The 3,979-nt window shown below is 57.4% G+C and carries 4 protein-coding genes; 2 read left to right on the forward strand and 2 right to left on the reverse strand.

All coding sequences use genetic code 11. The features are described 5' to 3' along the window. Positions 1-132: 132 nt before the first annotated feature. Both WBM93_RS13065 and queF read right to left on the reverse strand, forming a co-directional pair. A complete protein-coding gene (locus WBM93_RS13065) occupies positions 133-1,221 on the reverse strand; it encodes a glutathione S-transferase family protein (protein ID WP_424432301.1) in 1,089 nt (362 codons plus the stop codon). Next, positions 1,221-1,691: a preQ(1) synthase gene (gene queF, locus WBM93_RS13070; protein WP_424432302.1), complete on the reverse strand. Its 471-nt coding sequence runs from the start codon at positions 1,689-1,691 to the stop codon at positions 1,221-1,223. The genes WBM93_RS13065 and queF overlap by 1 nt, the downstream gene beginning before the upstream one ends. A gap of 102 nt (positions 1,692-1,793) precedes the next feature. Here queF and WBM93_RS13075 point away from each other — a divergent pair, with 102 nt between their 5' ends. Together WBM93_RS13075 and sseA are read left to right on the forward strand one after the other, a co-directional pair. Continuing rightward, the gene (locus WBM93_RS13075; RefSeq protein WP_424432303.1) at positions 1,794-2,981 is read left to right on the forward strand and encodes a hypothetical protein; all 1,188 of its coding nucleotides are present in this window, start codon (positions 1,794-1,796) and stop codon (positions 2,979-2,981) included. Positions 2,982-3,175: 194 nt separating this feature from the next. Then, positions 3,176-3,979: 3-mercaptopyruvate sulfurtransferase (gene sseA, locus WBM93_RS13080; protein WP_424432304.1), on the forward strand; the 804-nt coding region annotated here is incomplete at its 3' end.

A 3,979-nucleotide genomic window follows, 5' to 3' on the forward strand; every position in this document is an offset into this window, starting at 1 on the left:
CGGAGATACAATATTGTCCGACTGGGGCCTCCACCTGATCGATGTATCGGTTGCCTATGATGACCTGGTGGCACTGGTTCCGCAGCAGCTTTCCGCCTGGAAAGCCGGTGGAGACGAAAGCGGAGACAAAGATTAGGCCAGCTTCAACCTGAAATCTTCAAATAGGAGTCGGGGACCCGGTTTGAATTCGCCGAACCCTGCCGAGCCTTTGACAGACCCAAGCAGATCGTCAACGGACGCTTTGGCCGCTGCGTCGAGACTCCGGTAAAAGTCGAGCGGCCGCTGCAGCATCCATAGACTGAATGGCGGGGCCATACGCTGACCCGAAACGCCTTCGATATGAAATTCTGCCATGCCGACCGCTCGGGGAATGTCTTCGCCTGAATTGGCGTCGGCCCAGCTTGCAAACATATTTGCGGTTTTCTGGAGGAATGGCATCTGTTCGCCCATCATCCGCTCGAGCACCGGTATCAGCGTTTCCGGAACTTCATCATTTGGCAGAAATTCACCCGAAAGCGGCTGCGGCACATCCACCATCCGTTCGACCCACGCGGCAACTTTCGGAGCCAGGCGTTTCATGATCTCGCCCGATGCGGGGTCGCGGTATAAATGGGCATAAAGCGGCCCGATCAGGCCATAATCGCCAATCGAGGGTCGCGAACCCAGCAGATAGTCATATTGCGAAAAATGCCGGTCGAGATCGGCGAGCAATGCCTCATAGCTGGCTTCGATCCCAGGAATGGTCTGTTCGTTAATCCCTAGTATCGGGCAAAAGCCCTTGAACGTTTGCCCGCGCTCGCGGCCGATTGCCAGCTGTTCTTCCTTGCTGGCCTCGGGCGCTGCGACCGCGCCAAATTCGCCGTAGACCCATTCTTCATTATAGTTCCAGCGATAATGCATCGCCGGGATCACCAGCCATTCATCACCATATACTTCCATAAGCAGCGCCACCAGTCGCTGTTTCGGTGTATCAGGATAAACCGAGGGGCCGCTGATCTTCGCTTCGAAATGGTCGATGATTAAAGTTGTGTCCTGAAGCGTTTCCCCTTCGTCGGTTTCCATTACCGGAATGACCGGACGACCCACTTTCGGTACAATAATCGTCTTGTAAACTTCCGTGGAGCTGAGGATTTCTTGGTAATCCACCCCTTTCCAGTCGAGATAGGCTCGCGCCTTGCCGGAATAGAGCGACAGTGGTCCACCGTAGAATTTATGGGTCATCAACCTCGTCCTCGATAAGATGCAACACCTTGTTCAGGAATCCACAGACCTTTGGGCGGCTCACCCGATTGCCAGAAAACGTCGATCGGGATTCCACCGCGCGGATACCAGTAACCGCCGATCCGCAGCCATTTCGGATTCATCTCGTCGAACAGGCGCTTGCCAATTCCGACCGTGCAATCTTCATGAAAGGCAGCATGGTCGCGAAACGACCCGAGATACAGCTTTAGCGATTTCGATTCGACGATGCTCTGGTCCGGTGCATAGTCGATCACCAAATGGGCAAAATCCGGCTGACCGGTCACCGGGCACAGCGACGTGAATTCGGGGACAGCAAAGCGCGTGAGATAGAGTTCGCCAGCGCGCGGATTTGGCACATAGTCGAGTATGGCCTCTTCGGGAGAGGAAGGAAGTGTGCTCGCCTTGCCCAGGAATTTCGGGGCTGGCGGAGGGGAAGGATCATTGGTCATTCCGATTATCTAGTGCACGGGGCGCTTCATGTCATCACCCCGCTGCATTCATCGGCGGTTCAGCGCTTCGGGCGGCAATTTGATCCGGAGATGTACAGGGATATGACTGTTTTTCAGACGATCGCATATTATTGCTTCAGATCCATACTGGCGGGCGCGGCCTTGGCACTGTTCCCGGGCGCTGTCGTTTTGGCTCAGTCGCCGAGCGATGATCTTGTGCCCAATCCGCGGATCCGGCCACCGCTGGAAAACTATTCACTACCGCCCGGCCCCGATAGCAGACCGGAAGAAAAGGTCCTGCAGGGACCCGTTGATGCTGAAATTCCGATTGCCCGACCGCCTGTTGTCGCGCCGCGCACCGGACCGGCAATAGCCGCGCCGGAACCGGGCAATGCGACGGTCGCACCGGCCGCCAACGACAACGGGGACCGTCAAGCGCAACAGACGGTCAGGCAGAACCCGGTTCGCTTGCCCGCTACAGAAGCAATATCTCCACCGGAGCCGGATCTTCCGAAAGAGAAGCCGGGCGTCGTTGTGGATCAGCGCCGCGACTCGACAGGCGTGCCAGCCAATAAAAACGAAGTTCGTCCATCTCTGCCGGAAGCTCCTGCAGACCCGGTATCGGCAACCCCGGCCAATGACTGGTATCTTTTGCTGGTTGCAGGCTTGTTTTTTATTCTGCTCGGCGCGATGTACCTGTGGCGAGCACACCGCGCGTCCCTCAAACAATCGTCTGCCCCAAAGGCGGGTGCGTCGAAAACCCGGCAGACTGGCCCCATCGTAAAGCTTCCGGAGCCACTACAGCCTGCGCCAGGTGTTGCGATAAGCTTCCAGCCGCGTTCGGCCAATGCGACATTGTTCAACGCGGTTGTGGGTTTCGAACTCAGGCTCTCCAACCCTGGCAACGAAGTCTTGACCGGCATCAGGGTCACCGGCGCGATGGTTCAGGCCGGGGAAGACGGCACCGACAATCCGATATCAGCCGATCTCTCGCCATTGGGCGCAGTTTCAAATCTTCCGGTCGGCGAAACCAAAAAGTTCGTCACGGAATTTCGCATTCCCCTGGCCAGCATCCATCCGATTATGTTCCGCTCGCAAGCCTTGTTTGTACCGCTGGTGCAAATCTCGATCGAATTTACCGATGGCGCCGGTTTCCAGCATTATCAGACCGCAGCCTATCTCGTTGGCCAGGAGCATCAGCCACCGCGCCCGAAAATGGCGCCTTTCCGGCTGGATCTGGGTCCTCGTGGCTTTGCGCCGCTTGGCCACCGCCCGCTCACGGCAGGATGATTGCTTTCGCTCCCGTTAGCGACCGGCGCTCATTGCTATCGCAACTCGCCTATGCCGCTGACAATATCCCATGTAAAAAAACCAGATAAGCGGTGGATTCGCCGGACAATGCGTTATAGCCTCGACGTCTGGAAATCGAATCGCTAAACGGCGGGACGAAAAGCGCAAATAATTGCGGGCATGAGGAGCTTAATATGGAATTGTTGGTAACGACCGAGTGGCTGGCCAACGAACTGGGCGCGTCCGACTTACGAATTGTCGACGCGACAAAGTTCATGGCCGATGCCGGACGTAATCCTGCAGCGGAATACGAGGCCGGCCACATCCCTGGAGCGGTCTTCATGGACCTCGGTGAATTGACCGACGCCAGCAATCCGGTCGAAAACATGCTCCCGCCGGCCGAGAAATTTGCCAGCCGGATGCAATCACTCGGCCTGGGCGATGGCAGCCGCGTAGTATTATATGATGACAGTCCGCTCAAGAGCGCAGCGCGCGCCTGGTGGATGCTGACGATTTTTGGTGCGCACGAAGTCGCCATTCTCGATGGCGGCATTGCAAAATGGAAGGCCGAAGGCCGGCCGCTTGAAACTGGCAAGGAAGCGCTGCGCCACCGCCATTTCACGGTCTGGAAAGACGACAAGGACGTCCGCACCAAGGCCGATATGCTCGCCAACTTGCACAGCAAGGACGAGCAGGTTGTCGATGCCCGGCCTGCCGACCGGTTCAGCGGCGAAACACCTGACCCTCGCGGCGATACGGCCTCTGGTCATATTCCCGGTTCGACCAATATTCCCCACAGCAGCTTCTTCAACGCTGACGGAACATGGAAAAGCGCTGACGAAATCAAGGCGGTCTTCACTGACGCAGGCGTCGATCTCTCAAAACCGCTCGTCACCACCTGCGGCACGGGAATGACCGCAGCGGTTGTGTCTTTTGCAGCGGCTGTCGCCGGCGCCGAGAGAGCCGCGCTATATGATGGCAGCTGGGCAGAATGGGGT

It is taken from the genome of Parasphingorhabdus sp., assembly GCF_049667325.1.
Classification (GTDB): domain Bacteria; phylum Pseudomonadota; class Alphaproteobacteria; order Sphingomonadales; family Sphingomonadaceae; genus Parasphingorhabdus.

What these genes read in the sequence shown, in the direction of transcription:
- WBM93_RS13065 (WP_424432301.1), bottom strand. Translation starts at nt 1,221, where the DNA reads ATGACCCATAAATTCTACGGTGGACCACTGTCGCTCTATTCCGGCAAG.
- queF (WP_424432302.1), bottom strand. Translation starts at nt 1,691, where the DNA reads ATGACCAATGATCCTTCCCCTCCGCCAGCCCCGAAATTCCTGGGCAAG.
- WBM93_RS13075 (WP_424432303.1), top strand. Translation starts at nt 1,794, where the DNA reads ATGACTGTTTTTCAGACGATCGCATATTATTGCTTCAGATCCATACTG.